We start from the raw sequence: 16492 nt of genomic DNA, 5'->3' as shown, positions 1-16492 counted from the left end.
CCGGCTGATTTTTTGCGCTGACTGTCCGGCCCCCTTCGCGAGCAAGCCCGCTCCCACATTTGATCGCTGCCATCCACAAATCCTGCTTTCACTGAAGATCCTCTGTGGAAGCGGGCTTGCTCGCGAAAGCTATCGACGGGTCACCACGATTTCACGACCGAACATTCTGTCCGGACCAAAAAAAACCGCCCTTTCGGGCGGCTAAAGTACTTCGACCATGATTCAGAAGCTTTGACTGAAGCTGATGTTGAACGCGCTGTCGTTGTTGTCGCTCGACACCTGGCCCGAGTAGCCGATGCCCAGCTTGCCGGTCGGGGTGACCTGGAAGTCGATGCCGGCTTCGAGCAATGCGCTGTCCTTGGCGATGGGTACGCCCTGGGTGCTGAACGAGGCGCCGCCGTCGATGAAGGTCAGGTCGGCGTCAGGTTTGGTGTCGCCGTAGGCATGTCGCCAGCCGATGGCCGCACGTGGCGTCAGTTGGCTGCCGTTGGCCAGGGTCACCAACTTGCCGACGCGTACCCCGAGGGTCGAGTAGGTGATGTCCTGATCGGCGTCGGCCTTCAGGCGCCCCACTCCACCTTTTTCCTTGCCGGTGTCGCTGTCGTAGTTGACGTAGGCAAGACCGGCGAACGGTTCGATGGCAACGCCTGCCGCGTTGATCGCGTAACCCACTTCACCGAACACCTGCGCACTGCGTGCGTCGTAATCGGCCTTCAGGCGATCATTGTAAGTACCGACGCTGACATCGCGTTTGGTCTCGATGCTGTGCCAGCTGTAAGCCGCGCCAAGGCGCACCGCCAGTGCATCGAATTGCGAGTTCAGATAACCGGCCAAGTGGTAGCTGTCGACCTTGGCATCCGAGTTGCGATCGTGCGCATTGAGGTTGCTGCGGGTGTAGCCGGCCGCCATCCCGGCACGCCAGGTGTCATCCAGGGCCTTGTCGGTGCCGAGCATGAAACCGCCGAGGTTGCGATCGACTTTCGCCGTGTTGCTGTCGCCGCCCATGTCGCCCCAGGCACCGATAGCCCGGATCCAGCCGACCATTTCACCGTGGCAGCCGTTGCTGCTCAGTTGCGTGTCGCTCGGTGCCAGGGTTTTGCGTGGATCATCCGCGGCGCTGCACGATGGCTGGCGCATGCGGTCATTGACCGCCTCGCGGATGAAGCGCGAGTCTTCCAGCATGGCGCTGGCGGTGCTGGCGTGGATTTCACCCGACAGGCTGTCGAACGCATTGCGCGCACCGGCCACGCTGAGGTTGACGATCTGGTTCTGCAACGCCGCGCCGGCCGCTCCGTTATTGGACAGTGCCGTGGCGGTGCCGCGCTGGTTGCCTGTGGCAGCGACATCGGCGAACGAGTTGCCGTTGCGGCTCACGGCCAGGGTGACCGAGTCGGCACCGTAGACCAGCGAGCTGTCGAGGAACGCGTACTGCGGCAGATCGGCGGCACTGAAGGTGCCGGTCACTCCACCGCCCGCAGTGATCAGCGAGTAAGTGGTGTTGCCGGTGAACGGCGCCAGGCTGTTGACCACCAGACCGCCGCCCAATGCCGCCGTACCACCCACCGCCAGTGGCGTGGCGGTTGGCGAGCTGACGGTCAGCGCCAGCACACCATCACTGCTGTTGGTCAGGTTGCCGGCCACGCTCAAGGTGCCGTCCGCGCCACCGGAAGCCACCACACCGTGGTTGACCACTGAGCCGACGCTGCCGTTACCGCTCAGGCCTGCGCCGTTGGCGACCGTGACTTGCCCGCCCAGTGAAGCCCGGGCCGCACGGCTGCCGACTTGCAGCAGGCCTTGATCGACGGAAACCGTACCGCTGAACGGTTGATTGCCGACCATCAACAGGCGACTCACGCCGCGTTTGAACAGCGCGCCGGTACCGCTGAGCACACCGTTGAACTGGCCATCGGTGTTTTGCTGGAACACCAATGTAGCGTTGTCAGTGATGTTGCCTTGCAGGCTGGTGGTGTTGCCGATCAGCGTACCGCCGCTGACGGTGGTACCCCCGCTGTAGGTGTTGGCTCCGCTGAGCACCAATGTGCCGGAGTCAAGTTTCTCGATCCCCCCCGTGCCTACCAGCGGTACGGAAATTTCCGCACTGGCCCCAGCATTGACCCGCACCGGCGCCAGACTGCCGTCGGCGCCGTTGACCGGCGTCAGCGTACCGCCAGCCCCCGGCACCAGGTTGTAGCCGCCGGTGAGGAACTGCAGACCGGTGAAGTTCTGATTGCCCTGCACAGTGACGGTACCCGCCTGGCCACCAAACACTGCGAATTGACCATTGGACGCCAGCGCCTGAGTACCGCTCGGATCGGTCCAGTTGGTGCCCGGGCCCCACACGCCGCTACCGCCACCAATGCTGCCATCAGGATTGGTGGTGCCGCCGTTCCAGAACTGCACTTCACCCGGTGTGCCCTGCACCAGCAGGTTGACCTGATTGGCGATCGCGGTTTGCAGGGTCAGGTTGGCCGCCGATACCGGCAGGCTGCCGTAGACCAGACCGTTGTCGGTCAGGCTGCCGCCGTAGCGGAACAGTTGATAGACCCCGGTACCAAAGCCGCCGGCGTTGCTGATGTTCAGTGTGCCGTCGAGGGTCAGGTTGCCGCCGACGTTGACCACGGTGGTTGAGCTGGTGGCCGAGCCGAGACTGAAGTCCAGGTTGGTGCCCGAGGACAACGCCAGCGAACCGACCGACAACGGTGTGGCACTGCCGCCACCGATCAGCGTCGCACCGCTGGCCAGTTGCACGTTGCCGCCCAGTTGCCCGCTGCCGCCGACTTTCGCGCCGCTGGCAACGCTGACGTTGGCGCTGTTGAACACGCCGTTGACGATCAGATTGCCGGCCTGCACCGAAGTGTTGCCGGTGAAGGTGTTGTTGCCGGTCAGGAGCAATTGGCCGGTGCCGGTTTTGTTCAGCGTGCCGGCGCCGGTGAGGTTGCCGGTATAGCTGCCGTCGGCGTTCTGCGCGAAGGTCAGCGCCGCGTTGTTGACGATCGCGCCTTGCAGGCTGCTGGTGTCACCGGTGGTCGTGCCACCGTTCAGCGTGGTCCCGCCGCTGTAGGTATTGGCGCCACTCAGCACAAGATCACCGCTGCCGTTTTTCACCAGACTGCCTGTGCCGGTGACGGCGCCAAGCAGTGTGGTGTTCTGGTTACCGGCCAGGGTCAGTTGCGAACCCAGATTGATCGCGTTGGCCAGTTGCAGCGCCGAAGTGCTGTCGAGGGTGCCGTTGCCGGTCACGTTGAGTGCACCGCTACTGATTGCGCTGTTGTTGCCAAGGGTCAGCGTGCCACCGTTGAGTTGAGTGCCGCCGCTATAGGTGTTACTGCCGTTGAGCGTCAGGCTCGACGCGCCGGTCTTGATCAGACTGCCGCTGCCGCTGACTACACCACCGAGGGTCAAGGCGTTGCTGCCGGCGACGGTCAGGCCGCCGTTGAGTACCACGTTGTTGGCCAGGCTGACCGCGGCGTTGCTGTCCAGTGCGGTACCGTCCGCAGCGGTCAACACGCCGCTGCCGAGCGCGGCATTGTTACCGACCACGATCTTGCCGCCGTTGAGCGCGGTGCCACCGGTGTAGCCGTTGGCAGCGTTGAGCACCAGCGTACCGGTGTCGTATTTGCCGAGGGTGCCGCTGCCGTTGAGCGCGACGCCGACGGTCGCGGTGGCGTTCGGATCGACGCGTACCGAGGCATTGCCCAGCGAACCGTTGACCAGGTTCAGCGAACCCGCCGTGCCGTTCTGCAGGCTGTAGCCGTCGGTGACGAACTGCATGCCGGTGATGGTTTGCGCACCGTTGACGGTCACAGTGCCCGCCGTTCCCTGGAACACCGCGAAGTTGTTGGTCCAGGCCTGATTGGTGATGCCGTTGACGTCGGTCCAGTTGGTGGTACCGGTGCCCCAGGTGCCGCTGCCGCCATCGACCGAGCCGTTGGCGATCAGTTGATTGCCGTCCCAGAACTGCACGGTGACGCCCGGTGCACTCACCAGCAGGTTGATCTGGTTGGCCAGCGCCGTTTGCAGGGTCAGATCGCCCGGGGTCACGCTGCCCGGCACAGTGCCGATCAGCATGCCGTTGTCAGTGAGGCCGCCGGTGTAGTTGATCAGGCGATACACGCCGCTGCCGAAGCCGCCGATATCGCTGACATTCAAGGTGCCGTCGAGGGTCAGGTTGCCGCCGACATTCACCAGCGCATTACCGCCACCGGAGACCGGTGCACCCAGGCCGACATCGAAGTTGGCGTTGCCGTTGAACACCAGCGAATCCACCGACAGCGTGCTGCCGGTGACAGCTGCCAGATGCCCGCCATCGGCCACGGTCACGGCACCGGTCAAGGTGCCGCTGCCGCCGAGAGTGCCGCCACTGTTGACCAGCACGTTGCCGCTGGCCAGCGAACCGTTGACCTGCAGGGTGCCGGCGTTGACGTTGGTATCGCCGGTCAGGTCGCTGATGCCGCTGAGCGTCAGCGTGCCAGTGCCGAGTTTGGTCAGGCCGCCGTCGCCGCTGAGGACACCGGCGAAGGTGCTGCTGACGTTGTTGCCACCGAGGCTCAGGGTGCTGCCGGTGCCGATCAACGCGGTACCGCTGCCGGTCAGGCTGGCGAGGCTGCCCGAAGCGCCGAGATTCAGCGCCGCGCCGCCCGCGAGATTGACCGTGGCGTTGTTGCCCAGCGCCGAGTTGCTCAGGGTGGTCAGGCTGCCGGACAGCACATCGAAGGTGCCGCTGAAGGTGTTGTTGCCCGACAGCGTTACATCGGCCAGACCGTTTTTGGTCAGGGTACCGGCCCCGGTGATCACACCGCCGAGGGTCAGGTTGTTGTTGCCGGTCAGACCGAGGTTGGCATTGAGGTTGATGTTGTTCGCCAGCACCAGCGGGGAGCTGCTGTCGAGACTCGAAGCGCCAGCCACTGTCAGCACACCGCTACCCAGTGCTGCGCCGGTGCCGAGGGTCAGCGTACCCGCATTCAGCGTAGTACCGCCGCTGTAGGTGTTGATGCCGTTGAGCGTCAGGTTCGACGTGCCGTTCTTGATCAGCCCGCCCGCGCCACTGACCACGCCAGCGAGCGTAAGGTTGTTGCTGCCGGTGTTGCTCAGATTGGCGTTGAGCACCACGTTGTTGCCCAGGCTCAGCGCAGCGCTGCTGTCCAGCGCGGAGGTACCGGCCACGGTCAGGTTGCCCAGACCGAGTGCGCCGTTGCTGCCGGCGGTCAGTGTGCCGGCGTTGAGAGTGACGCCGCCGAGGAAATTGTTAGCCCCGCTCAGGATCAGGTTGGCCGCGCCATTCTTGGTCAGGCTGCCGGCGCCATTGATCGCGCCGCTCAGTGTCAGATCGTTGCTGCCGACGACACCAAGGTTGCCCGCCAGATTGATCGCGTTACCCGCCGTAAAGGCGCCGCTGGCATCCAGTGTGGTGCCGCTCGCCGCGTTCAGAGTGGCCGAGCCCAGCGCGCTGTTCGACGCCAGAATCAAGCCGCCCGCATTCAACGCCACCGGCCCGAGGAAGGCGTTGTTGCCGCCGAGGGTCAGGCTCGCCGCACCGTTTTTGATCAGCCCGCCGGTACCGCCGATCACCCCGTTGAGGGTCAGCGCATTGCTGCCGACCACGGTCAGGTTGCCGTTGAGCGTTGCCGCGTTAGCCAACGTGACCGCTGTGTTGCTATCGAGTTGTGTGCCAGCGTTGGCGGTCAGCGTGCCGCTGCCCAGCGCGGTGTTGCTGCCGACGATGATCTTGCCGCCGTCCAGTTGCGTACCGCCGCTGTAGGTGTTGGCGCCATTGAGTACCAGGGTGCCGGCATCGAGTTTGTTGAGGATGCCGCTGCCGTTGATGTCCACGCCGACCGTGGCGGTCACGCCCGGATCGACCCGCATCGCCGTGGTGCCGCCGCTGCCGTTGACGGCGGTCAGCAGACCCGACGTGCCGTTGACCACGTTGTAGCCATCGGTGAGGAATTGCATCCCGGTGAACAGTTGCGTGCCGTTGACCGACACTGTGCCGGCCGTGCCCTGGAACACCGCAAAATCGCCGGCCCAGGTCTGGTTCAGCGTGCCGTTGGAATTGGTCCAGTTGGTGCCGCCGGCAGTCCATGTACCGGTGCCGCCGTCCACATTACCGTTCGGGATGGTCTGGCTGCCGTCCCAGAAACGCAGGTTGGTGTTCGGTGCCGACACCACCAGGTTCACCTGATTGCCAAGGGTCTGCACAAGGATGTCACCGAGGCCATAACCCACCGGCACACCGGCCACGGTCAGGCCGTTGTCGGTCAGTGCGCCGATGTAGTTGAACAAGCGATAGACACCGACGCCAAAGCCGCCGGCATCGGTGACGTTGAGGTTACCGTCGAGGGTCAGGTTGCCGCCGATGTTCATCAGCGAGGAGGTCGATGGCGTGGCGAGGCTCGCGTCGACATTGCTGTTGGCAGTGAGAATCAGCGACGAGGTGGACAAGGTGTTGCCCGAGGACAACGCCAGATGACCGCCGCTGTTAATGGTGATGAAGCCAAGCGCCGAACCGGTACCTGTGAGCGTGGCGCCGTTGTTGATATTGAGCTGGGTGCTGGCCAGCGAACCGGTGAGATTCAGCGTACCGCCGTTGACATTGGTGTTGCCGGTAAGGCCGTTGCTGCCGGTGAGGTTCAGCGTCCCGGTACCGACTTTGGTCAGCGCACCGCTGCCACCGAGGTCACCGTCAAAGGTGCTGGTGTTGCTCAGCCCCCCCACGGTCAAGGTATTGCCGCCGGCGATCTGCACACTGCCGCTGCCGCTCAAGCCGTTGAGGCTGGCGCTGCTGTTGAGATAGAGATTGGCACCGGCGCTGATGTTGGCGCCGGAGGTGTTGCCCAGCGCCCCGCTGCTCACGGTGGTGACGCTGCCGGAGGCGATGTTCAGCGCACCGGTGAAGGTGTTGTTGCCGCTGAGCGTCAGATCGCCAAAGCCGTCCTTGGTCAGGCTGCCGGCGCCATCGATCACGCCGCTGATGTTCAGGGTGTTGCTGCCGGCCAGGGTCAGGCCGGCGTTGAGGGTGATGTTGTTGCCGACGCTCATGCCGGTGCTGGTGTCCAGCGTCGAAGCGCCACCGACGGTCAGGCCGCCACTGCCCAACGCAGCGGCCGAGCCCAGTGTCAGCGTACCCGCGTTGAGCGTGCTGCCACCGCTGAAGGTGTTGGTGCCGTTGACGGTCAGGTTGGCGCTACCGTTCTTGACCAGTTGGCCGGCGCCGCTGATCACGCCGCCGAGGGTCAGGTCCTGGGTGCCGCCGACGCTCAGCGCCGCATTGAGCACGACCGCGTTGGCCAGGCTGACCAGCGGCGAACTGCTGTCGAGCGTTGCCGCGCCGCCAACGGTCAACGCACCGGTGCCGAGCGCCGAACTGTTGCCGGCGGTCACCGTACCGGCGTTCAGCGTGGTGCCGCCGGCGTAGGTGTTGGTGCCGTTGAGGTTCAGATTGGCCGCGCCGTTTTTCACCAGGCTGCCGGCTCCGGCGACAGTGCCGGTGAGGGTCAGGTCTGCGCTGCCACCGATGTTCATCGCACCGGCCAGGTTGACCTGATTGCCCAGCGTGACGGCAGTGTTGGTGTCCAGCGTGGTGCCGGCTGCCGCGTTCAGCGCACCGCTGCCCAGCGCGGTATTGCTGCCGACGATCAGCTTGCCGACGTTGAGTGCGGTGTTGCCGAAGTAGGTGTTGGCGCCGTTGAGAATCAAATCAGCGGGGCCACTTTTGGTCAGGCCGCCAACTCCGGAAACCACCCCTGCAAGCGTCAGCGCATTGCTGCCGCCGATGGTCACGTTGCCACCGATGTTGACGTTGTTCGCCAGGCTCGCAGCGGTGCTGGCGTCCAGCGTGGTGTTGTTGCCGGCGTTGAGCACACCGGTGCCGAGCGCAGTGTTAGAGCCGACGACCAGTGTCCCGGCGTTCAGCGACGTAGAGCCGGTGTAGGTATTGGCGCCGGTGAGGGTCAGGGTCGAAGCGCCAGTCTTGATCAGGTTGCTGCTGCCGCTGATCACGCCGCCGAGGGTCAGCGGGTTGGCACCGCCGGCAGTCAGGTTGGCGTTCAGGGCAATCGCGTTGTTCAGCGTCACGTTGGCGCTGCTGTTAAGCGTTGCGCCCGCACCGCCCACGGTCAACGTGCCGGTGCCGAGTGCCGCGCCGTTGCCGACGGTCAGGCTGCCGGCGTTGAGCGCGGAGCCACCGGTGAAGGTGTTGGCGCCGTTGAGGGTCAGGTTGGCCGTGCCGTTCTTGATCAACTGGCTGGCGCCGCTTAGCACGCCGCCGAGGATCATGCCGTTGCTGCCGCCGATGGCCAGGTTGCCGTTGAGGGCGACGTTGTTGTTGAGGATGACCGAGGTGTTGCTGTCGAGGGTCGCGGCGTTCGCGACGGTCAGGTCGCCGCTGCCCAATGCGGCGGCGTTGCCAACGGTCAGGGTGCCGGCATTCAGCGTGGTTCCGCCACTGAAGGTGTTGGCGCCGTTGAGAATCAGGTTGGCCGCGCCGTTCTTGGTCAGCCCGCCACTGCCGCTGACTATGCCGCCGAGGGTTAGATTGGCATTGCCGGCGATGTTCAGGTTGCCGCCGAGGGCGACCGCGTTGCTCAGCGCCACGGTGGTGCTGGCGTCGAGGGTGGTGCCCGCCGCCGTGGTCAGTGCGCCGGTGCCCAGCGCGGTGTTGGAGCCGACGATCAGCGTGCCATTATTCAGCGCGGTGCCACCGGAGAACGTGTTGTTGCCGCTGAGGGTCAGGTTCGCAGTGCCGCCCTTGATCAGGTTGCCGGCGCCGCTGATGACACCACTCAAGCCAAGCGCCTGAGTGCCACCGATGGTCAGCCCGCCTGCCAGCGCGACGGCATTGGCTAACGTCACGGCGGCGGTCGCATCCAGCGTGGTGCCGGCCGCCGCGTTCAATGCGCCCGTGCCGAGGGCGGTGTTGCTGCCAACGAGCAAGCTACCGCCATTGAGTGCGGTGGTGCCGCTGTTGGTGTTGTTGCCAGTCAGGGTCAGGCTGGCGCTGCCGCTCTTGGTGATCGCACCGGTGCCGGAGACGATGCCGGCCAGCGTCAGGGCATTGCTGCCGAGCACGTTCAACGCACCGGTGATGCCGAGGTTGTTGCCCAGTGTCACGTTGCCGGTGCTGTCGAGGCTGGTGCCGTTGCTGGTGTTGAGGACACCGGTACCCAGTGCGTTGTTATTGCCGACGCGCAAGGTCCCGGCACTGAGACTGGTGATCCCGGTGTAGGTGTTGATGCCATTGAGGGTCAGGCTGCCGCTGCCGGTCTTGGTCAGGTTGGCGGCGCCGCTGATCACCCCGCCCAAGGTCAGCGCACCGGTACCGGTCGCGGTCAGGGTGCTGTTGAGCGTGATCGCGTTAGCCAGCGAAATCGGCGTCGTCGCCGAAATGCTCGAAGAGCCGCCGACGGTGATGCCGCCGTTACTGAACGCCTGATTGTTGCCTACCAGCACCACACCGCCGTTGAGCACGGTATTGCCGGAGTAGGTGTTGATACCGTTGAGGTTGAGCTGGCCGCTGCCAATCTTGGTCAGGCCGCCTGTGCCGGAAATCACACCGTTGAGGGTCGTGCCGTTGATGCCCTGCAGGGTCAGGCCGCCGGCGCCCAGGTTGATCTGGTTGGCCAGCGTCAAACCGGCATTGCTGGCCTGGAGGATCCCGCCGTTGGACGTCAGCACGCCGCTGCCGAACGCCGCGTTGTCGTTAAACTGCGCGACACCGCCATTGAGCGTGGTCGCACCGCTGACCAACGGCCCCTGCAAGGTCCAGGTGCCGCTGTTGAGGGTCAGGTTGTTGAAGTTGACGTAGGTGGCGCTGGACGCCGTGCCCGTCCCGGTGGTGCCGCCGCCAAGGCCGATCGGGTTTTGCAGAATCAGCGTGTTGGTGCCGGCCGCGCCGCCATCGATCGTCCCGGTCGGGGCGAAGGTCAGGTTGATGCCGATCAGGCCACCGAGGCCGACGGAGACTTGCACACCGTCGCCGACGTTAACGCTGGAACCGGTGATCGCGTAGAAGGTGTTGGTGCTGCCCGCCCCCATCGACACACCGCCGGTGATGTTGCCGGCGTTGGTGAAGGTGTTGCCCGCCACTGACGTTTCGAACGCAATCCGGCCATTGATGGTGCCGCTGGCACTGTTGGTCATGTTGACTTGCGAACCGCCATACACCCCGACCACCGGGGTATCGGCCAGGGTGATGCCGCCGACCGACAGCCCGGTGGAGGTGATGGTGCCGTCGTTGGTGATGGTCGTGGTGCCCGACACCGAGTTGTTCACGGCAATCCCCAGCCCGTCGATGCTGGTCAGGTTGAGCCCGAGCAACATGCCGGTGCCGCGAATCAGCCCGGTGGCGTTGTTGACGATGCTCACCGTGCTGGTCGCGCCGGTACCGATGAACGCACCGCCACTGAGGATCGACACCAGGCCCAGCAAGGCCGGGTCGAGGGTGCCGGAGTTGTTCAGGTTGATGTTGGCCCCGGTCAGGTTGAGCACCTTGCCGCCCAGGGTGGCGTTCATCTGCGCTCCGTTGGTGACGTTGACCGTCAGGCCGCTGGTGGCACTGCTGTAGTCATTGAGAAACAGCGGCAGCGTCGGGACGCCCGAACAGGTAATCGTCGAACCTGCCGCCGAGCAGGTCGCGAGCGCCTGCTCGCTGACGCCGCCGAACAACAGTCCGGCAACGCTCAGGTGCACAGCAAGGGAAAGTGGGGAAAAACGCGAAACGAGGGCGACACCAAACCTTGCTTCCACGGGCTACTCCTTGTCGTGGCCAAATTCTTCCTTGAAGGCGTGGGAAACGTGCTTATTCCACACGCGAATCAAGACTGCGACGGTCATCACAAAACCGCGTCTTGGCTGACAAGCTAGTAGACGCCCCGCAATGGGGCACTGATTAAATGGTGTTAATACTTTAATACTAGGGCCGTCTAGAACGAGGGTTTCGGCCAGTAAACACTGGGTTTTGCGACACCTGACTAACCCTGTGGGAGCAGGCTTGCTCGCGAAAGCGGTGTATCTGTGAAGGATGTGTCAGCTGACCCGACGCCTTCGCGAGCAAGCCCGCTCCCACAAGGAGAAATGGGGACATCTGGAAAACTGGTACGCCTTGTGCAAACGTTTGCGACCTGCCTATAACGGCTTTTTCGTAACAAAACCGTACAGACCCGCAGAATCCGGGCCTCGATCCGCAAAAAAAGGACTTTGAATGCACGCTGCTTCCCGTCTTCGCGCCCCATTTGCGCGCACGTTTGCTGTTTCCCTGCTACTGACCGGCGTTACCGGAGTTCTCAGCCACAGCGCATCGGCGCAACCGGCGCTGCCCGACGAATCCGCCCAGGGTGAAGCCCTCAGCCCGGAAGCTGCCCCGCCGAAAAAAGGCGCGTATCTGTCGGACTGGTACAACCAGGACCTGACGCTGATCGGCAGCAAGGACATCAGTTTCGGGCCGCAGCCGGCCGACGATATCTATCTGGAATACGAATACTTCGGGCGCAAGGGGCCGTTCGAGCTGTACGGCTACATAGACATTCCGAAGATCTTCAACATCGGCAACAGCCACGACAAAGGTGTGTGGGATCACGGCTCACCAGTGTTCATGGAGCATGAGCCGCGCATCTCCATCGACTATCTCGCCGGCCGCAGCCTGGCCATCGGCCCGTTCAAGGAATGGTACGTGGCGTTCGACTGGATCTACGATCACGGGAGCCGCAAGGAGAACCGCGCCAACACGCTGTACAGCGGCTTCGGCACCGACATCGACACCCATTCGCGGGTCAACCTGTCGGCCAACCTGTACGGGCGCTACCAGTGGGAAAACTACGGTGCGAGCAATGAGTATTCGTGGGACGGCTACCGCGCCCAGCTCAAGTACATCGTGCCCATCGACAAATTCAGCAACGGCGCGTCGCTGACCTACATCGGCTTCACCAATTTCGATTTCGGCTCCGACATCCACAAGGACAACCCGGCGCGCACCGCCAACGCCACAGTGGCGACCAACGTGTTGCTGTACTCATTCACCCACTTGCGCTTCACCCTGGTCGGTCGCTATTTCCACAACGGCGGCAACTGGGAAGACGGCAGCGAGCTGAACTTCGGCGACGGCAATTTCCGCGCGCGCTCCAACGGTTGGGGCTACTACGCCGGCATTGGCTACCAGTTCTGAATCAAGGAGATTTTCATGCAAGCAATGACGCGTCTGACCCTGGCCGCTGCGGCCCTGCTCTCTTCCACTACTTGGGCGGCTGAAGCGCCGATCCAGCCGAAAGTGGTGCTGATCACCATGTTCGCCCCCGAGGCGCAGAACTGGATCGAGCGCCTCGACCTGAAACAGGAAATCCGCGTGCCGGGGCTGTCCGCCGAGTACCCGAGCATTCGCTGCAACAGCCAGCAGGTGTGCCTGCTGACCACCGGCATGGGCCAGACCAACGCCGCGGCTTCGACCCTGGCCCTGGCGCTGTCGCCGAAATTCGACCTGCGCAAAAGCTACTTCCTGATCGCAGGGATCGCCGGCATCAGCCCGAAACACGGAACCATCGGCACCGCGGCATGGGCGCATTATCTGGTGGAATTCGGTACGCAATGGGAGCTGGATTCGCGCGATGCGCCGTCGAGCTGGCCGACCGGTTACCTCGGCATCAACACCAAAGGCCCGAACGAAAAACCGCCGTTGGACTACAAGACCGAAGTCTTCGAACTCAACCCGAAACTACAGGCCAAAGCCTTCGCCCTGAGCCACAAGGTCGAACTGAGCGAAAGCAAGGAATCGGCGGCCTGGCGCCTGAAATACCCGTCCGCCCCGGCCAACCAGCCGCCGGTGGTTACGCGCTGCGACACGCTGGCGGGCAACACCTGGTTCTCCGGTACACGCCTGAGCGAACGCGCCGAGGTCTGGACCAAATTGCTGACCGATAACAAGGGTGAATATTGCACCACGCAACAGGAAGACAACTCCACCTACGAGGCCTTGTTACGCGCCAGTCGTGAAGGTCTGGTGGATGTGCAGCGTCTGGCCGTGGTACGCGCCGGCTCCGACTTTGATCGCCCGGCTCCGGGCGGCAGTGAAGTGGACAACCTGCTGAAATACGCCGATCAGGGCGGCTTCGTGCCGGCGCTGGAAAACCTCTATCGCGCCGGCAATCCGCTGGTGCAGGACATCCTGAAAAACTGGTCGGCGTGGGAAAACGGCGTCCCGCAATCCTAAAACCTGCGCCAATCAATTGTAGGAGTGAGCCTGCTCGCGATGGCGGTTATTCAGCCGCCGAATTTGTCGACTGAATTGACGCTATCGCGAGCAGGCTCACTCCTACAGGGTTTGTGGCTGAGTCAGGGGATAAGGATAATCTTGTCGCCGCTGCCCTGATTCACCTCCGCATAGCGCTGCAACCCCTCCGCCAGCGGCACCTCCACCAAACCTTGTGGCAACGGCAGCCGATCCTCATCGAAGAAGCGTCCGAACTGCTCGAGCATCGCCGCACAGGCTTGCACGCTGTACAGCAGCGAGTTGATCCCGACCACCGAACCACCCTTGCGGTACAGCGCCAGCGCTGGCAACTGCACATGGCCATCGACCGGTGCAGCAATGATCGCGATGCGCCCGAACGGTGCCAATGCCGCTACCGAGGCCGGCAGCCAGAAACCGGTGGTATCGAAGATCACGTCGGCGCCGCCGCTGTATACCGCGTTGACCTGCGCGCCGAGGTCTTCAGGTTTATCCAGCTGAATCGTCGAATAACCCTGCGCCTGCAACTCCTTGACTTGCTCCGGCCGCCGCGCGGCCGCCAGAATCTGCGCCCCCCGCACCTTGGCCAGCGCCAACGCCGCCGTGGCCACCGCACCGCCGCCGATCACCAGCAAACGTGTTTCGCCAGTCACCAGGCTGCGCTCCAGCGCATCCCACGCCGTGGTGTACGGCACGCCGAGGCTGGCAGCCTGGGCGAAACTCAGATGCGCCGGTTTGGCTGCCACTCCGGTGGCCGGCAGTTTCACGAACTGCGCATGGGAGCCATCGGCAAAAAAGCCCAGGTCGCGCCCGGTGCCCCAGACCTCCTGACCGATCAACGCTTGCGGCCCTTGCACCACTACGCCTGCAAAATCACGACCGGGAATCCGCGGCAATGTGGTGTACGGAAAACGCCCGAGCACGTTCTTCACATCGCTGGGGTTAAGGCCGGCGGCCTTGATCTCGACCAGCACTTCATCAGCGCCAGGCACCGGGGTCGGCACGTCAACGAAACGCAAGGAAGACAGGTCGCCGGTTTTATCGAATTGCAGTGCTTTCATGAGGACATCCACCAAAGGAAAAAAGGACAGTTCAGGACAACCAACCGGTGACCAGTTGCCGGCCCATCGGCCACAGCTGCTCACCCGCGAGCATGCCCAGCAGCCCCACCAGCGCAATGGCCGGTGGCGCCGGGGAACGGAAATTCAGCGCGCCATAGAGCAGGCCGACACCCAGACCGATGGCCAGCGAAATCAGGTAGTTCATGGGGAAACTCCGCCGCGTTAAAGGGAATGGGCAGAGTCTAGGGAAGGATGGACAGAGGCGTCGGCCAAGGACTTCTGAATTTCGGCCAAATCCCGGAAAGTCACCACAGAGCTCTGTAGGAGTGAGCCTGCTCGCGATAGCGGTGTGTCAGATAACCCATTTGTAATTGACATACCGCAATCGCGAGCAGGCTCACTCCTACAGGGGGCGGGTTCAGGTGATGGGGAATTGCGAGGGCGCCACACCCAGCTCGCGCCGGAACATGTCACTGAAACTGCTCGGCGAATACCCCAGCTCCCGAGCAATCGCACTCACTGGCACGCCCTGAATCAACTCGGCCACCGCCGTCGCCAGTTGCACCTGCCGCCGCCATTCGGCGAACCCCATGCCCAGGCTGTCCTTGAACAACCGCGCCAGCGTGCGCACACTCGCCCCGGCATTTTCCGCATGCTGTTCGAAAGGAATGTCCAGCGACGGTGCGGCCATCACCGCCTGGCACAGGTTCATCAGACGCCGGTCGGAATCGTCCGGCAGCGGGATCTTCAGTTGCGAGCGCCGGGCGCGCTTGAGTTCCAGTAGCGCCAGCCCGACCAAGGCCTCGTAATAGGCCGGCTCGCCGCTGTCGCCCTGCTCCACCAGCCCGACGATCAACTCACGCAACAGCCCACCGACCTCGATCACCTGCACGGTCGAATCCAGTGTTGCCGCCAGCAACGGTCGCAGATAAATGTTGCGCATCTGCAAGTCCGACACCACACGAATCCCATGCGGCACCCCGGGCGGCAACCACACCGCCCGCTGCGGCGGCACCACCAGCGCCTCATGCGGCGTCTCGACCCACATCACCCCGCTCATCGCATACAGCAACTGCCCCCAGACATGCTCGTGCGGCTCGATGAACAAGCCACGCGGATACGTGCGCGCCAGCGGCTGCACCGGGACATCGGTATCACTCAAATCAGGGGGTGCGGCGAGGGCCATGGCGAGCAATCATTGGGGGTTGGCGGAGCGGCCATGTTAACCACTGCGCCCATGCGTCGCCAACGATAGATACCGTCGGACAATCCGAGTGAATTTTCCCGGTGCGCGGTGATCCTTCTAATACCACAGGGAGGATTACGGGCTTTATGAACAACGCAAAACTGTTTGTCATCGACTACACCCTTCACGGCACGCCCAAGTCGTTCATTATCCGTTCGGACAAAATGGACAACGCCGAGGCGTGGCACTGGGCAAGCTGCGACGCCGGCGTGGGTCGCATCCCGCGCTTCGGCCGGGAAAAGGTACAAAAGACCAGCAAACCGATGGCGGAGAAATTCGGCGTGGAAAACGTCACATGGCGACCGGCGAGCTAGACTCTCGCCAGGCAATGGGGACTCTTTGGGGGCGTACACAATGACCAGCATCTTCAGCCCGGCGCATCTGGATTACGGACTGGACACTCTGTTCGGTCGTATTACCAAAAGCGTGGACTGTCAGGTGGGTCTTGAGGCTGTCGAAGACGACCCCTATAGCTTCGCCCTGCGCGTGCCAGCGCCGTTACCGGAAGATCTCGACCAGGCGAAAACCGTGGTGGTCAGGGTCGGCGGTCGACGACTGCAAGGTACGGTACGCCGTACCGAACGGCTGGATGATGAAAGCCTGAAACTGCAAGTGGAGCCTGATTAGGCTCCACTTTTTTTGCGCGGGATTATTTGGGGTGGGCGCAATGGCAGCCTTTGCTTGAACACTCTTCACCGCCCTTGTGGTGGTGCGCGCAGGCTTCGCAGCAATAGTGTTTGCCGTGTACGGCGTAAGAGTGGTCGCCTTCTTTGATGGTGCATTTGCAGTTGGGGCAGTCGCATTTTCTATCGGGCATGGGGGCAGACTCCTTTTTTGGTGGTTGTCTGGGCTTTTGGGATAAGCCGTAAATACCAGTGTAGGAGCTGCCGCAGGCTGCGATCTTTTGATTTTGCTTGGGTGCGATTTGGATACTTGGTTTTTGGGTGTATATCCGTTTTTTCGGGTGCTGCG

The 16492-nt window shown here is 63.3% G+C and carries 9 protein-coding genes; 4 read left to right on the top strand and 5 right to left on the bottom strand.

The window, feature by feature from the left end:
- Nucleotides 1-222 precede the first annotated feature (222 nt).
- On the bottom strand, nt 223-10743 hold the full coding sequence (locus LCH64_RS22000) for an autotransporter-associated beta strand repeat-containing protein (RefSeq protein ID WP_226501240.1): 10521 nt from the start codon (nt 10741-10743) through the stop codon (nt 223-225).
- 454 nt (nt 10744-11197) lie between these two features.
- On the opposite strand from LCH64_RS22000, the gene LCH64_RS21995 reads away from it, so the two are divergent.
- Nucleotides 11198-12157 carry a nucleoside-specific channel-forming protein Tsx gene (locus LCH64_RS21995; RefSeq protein ID WP_226501239.1) on the top strand — a complete coding sequence of 320 codons (960 nt, stop codon included), beginning with the start codon at nt 11198-11200 and terminating at the stop codon, nt 12155-12157.
- Nucleotides 12158-12172: 15 nt separating this feature from the next.
- Complete coding sequence (locus LCH64_RS21990) at nt 12173-13195, top strand: purine nucleoside permease (protein WP_226501238.1); 1023 nt, start codon at nt 12173-12175, stop codon at nt 13193-13195.
- A gap of 122 nt (nt 13196-13317) precedes the next feature.
- Here LCH64_RS21990 and LCH64_RS21985 read toward each other — a convergent pair whose 3' ends face one another.
- The 3 genes from LCH64_RS21985 to LCH64_RS21975 all read right to left on the bottom strand — a co-directional run bounded on the left by LCH64_RS21985 (nt 13318) and on the right by LCH64_RS21975 (nt 15460).
- A complete protein-coding gene (locus LCH64_RS21985) occupies nt 13318-14274 on the bottom strand; it encodes a zinc-binding alcohol dehydrogenase family protein (RefSeq protein ID WP_226501237.1) in 957 nt (318 codons plus the stop codon).
- A gap of 31 nt (nt 14275-14305) precedes the next feature.
- On the bottom strand, nt 14306-14479 hold the full coding sequence (locus tag LCH64_RS21980; RefSeq protein WP_003223532.1) for a DUF1427 family protein: 174 nt from the start codon (nt 14477-14479) through the stop codon (nt 14306-14308).
- Nucleotides 14480-14692: 213 nt separating this feature from the next.
- Nucleotides 14693-15460 carry a helix-turn-helix transcriptional regulator gene (locus LCH64_RS21975; RefSeq protein WP_226501236.1) on the bottom strand — a complete coding sequence of 256 codons (768 nt, stop codon included), beginning with the start codon at nt 15458-15460 and terminating at the stop codon, nt 14693-14695.
- Between the two features lie 146 nt (nt 15461-15606).
- Between LCH64_RS21975 and LCH64_RS21970 the strand changes: the two genes are divergently transcribed.
- Nucleotides 15607-15834 carry a DUF6555 family protein gene (locus LCH64_RS21970; protein WP_003223528.1) on the top strand — a complete coding sequence of 76 codons (228 nt, stop codon included), beginning with the start codon at nt 15607-15609 and terminating at the stop codon, nt 15832-15834.
- 40 nt (nt 15835-15874) lie between these two features.
- Nucleotides 15875-16147 carry a hypothetical protein gene (locus LCH64_RS21965; protein WP_226501235.1) on the top strand — a complete coding sequence of 91 codons (273 nt, stop codon included), beginning with the start codon at nt 15875-15877 and terminating at the stop codon, nt 16145-16147.
- A 22-nt stretch (nt 16148-16169) separates the two neighbouring features.
- Here the strand turns inward: LCH64_RS21965 and LCH64_RS21960 are convergent, their stop codons facing one another.
- Nucleotides 16170-16337, bottom strand: coding sequence for a metallothionein (locus LCH64_RS21960; RefSeq protein WP_003223525.1), 168 nt, complete (start codon nt 16335-16337; stop codon nt 16170-16172).
- Nucleotides 16338-16492: the final 155 nt, after the last annotated feature.

Source organism: Pseudomonas sp. MWU16-30322 (genome assembly GCF_020515535.1).
In the GTDB taxonomy this organism is placed as follows: Bacteria; Pseudomonadota; Gammaproteobacteria; order Pseudomonadales; family Pseudomonadaceae; genus Aquipseudomonas; species Aquipseudomonas fluorescens_H.
Note: the sequence above shows the minus strand (reverse complement) of the source record. Positions and strands in the feature narration are given on the sequence as shown.